The organism is Edaphobacter aggregans DSM 19364, from assembly GCF_000745965.1.
In the GTDB taxonomy this organism is placed as follows: Bacteria; Acidobacteriota; Terriglobia; order Terriglobales; family Acidobacteriaceae; genus Edaphobacter; species Edaphobacter aggregans.
Genome location: NZ_JQKI01000348.1, coordinates 1 through 1157 on the forward strand (window position 1 = coordinate 1; position 1157 = coordinate 1157).

Sequence of the window (1157 nt, forward strand, 5' to 3'; positions counted from 1 at the left end):
CTGGAGTTGTGCGCGATGGCCGGAACGCTGATCCTGGACCAGGACGGCACCTATGACCCGACTTGCTTCAACGATCGGTTGGTGCTTGGGTTGAAGGGAACCATGAGTGAAGCGGAGCTACATATTTTAAAGGCGCGAATGCGTGGGGGTGTACTCAACAAAGCCCGCCGCGGTGAACTCGAGATGATGCCGCCCGTCGGTCTCGTGTATCAAGACAATGGCGTGCTGGGGCTTGACCCCGATGCATCGGTACAAGCGGCCGTGCGGCTGGTGTTCGAGACGTTTGAGCACACCGGATCGGCTTTCCAGGCGGTGCGCAGGATGGTCGATGACGGCCTTCGTTTTCCGTGCCGCCAACGCGTGGGTGAGAAGAAGGGTGATTTGACGTGGGCGGTCCCGACCCACTGCCGGGTTCTTCAAGTATTGCGCAACCCCCGATATGCCGGCGCCTTTGTCTACGGCCGCAGTCGTGGCCGCCCGCAACCAAACGGTCGGGTCAACGTGAAGAGGTTGCCCTTGGCCGAGTGGCAGTTCGTCTTTCCGGAGAGCCACATCGGATACATTACCTGGGATCAGTACCTCGCCAATCAGCAGCGACTGACGGATAACTCGATGGCATTCGGCAAGCAGCGATCGTCCGGGCCAGTGCGCGAAGGCCCCGCACTGCTGCAGGGCCGTGTGCTCTGCGGTATCTGCGGTGCGCACATGACCATGCAATACAATCATGTTCGAGAGAAGCTGTTGCCGATCTACATGTGCCAGGAAGACTCGGTGCGCCGCGGTCGCAGTATCTGCCAACAGATCCGCGGCGTCGCGCTCGATCAGGCCATCAGCGCGTTGCTCATCGAGCTGATGACGCCGTTGACCATGGACATCGCACTCTCCGTTCAGCACGAGATCGAGGCGCGGATCGGTGAGACCGATGAGCTGCGTCGCACGCAACTCGAGCGCGCCCGCTACGAGGCGGAACTGGCACGGCGTCGATACATGAAGGCGGATCCTGATAATCGGCTCGTCGTCAACAACCTGGAAGCGGAGTGGAATGACAAGCTGCGTCTGCATCTCGCGGCGCAGGAAGAATACGAACAGCAGACCGAGAAGGAACGACGCCTCATCGACACACATACGCGCCAGCAGTTGCTGTCGTTGGTCGAAGA

At 60.3% G+C, this 1157-nt stretch carries 1 protein-coding gene; it reads left to right on the forward strand.

The window, feature by feature from the left end; translation table 11 throughout:
* Positions 1–15: 15 nt before the first annotated feature.
* Positions 16–1157, forward strand: a 1142-nt coding sequence (locus Q363_RS31730; protein ID WP_211256473.1) for a recombinase family protein, incomplete at its 3' end; no start/stop codon positions are given.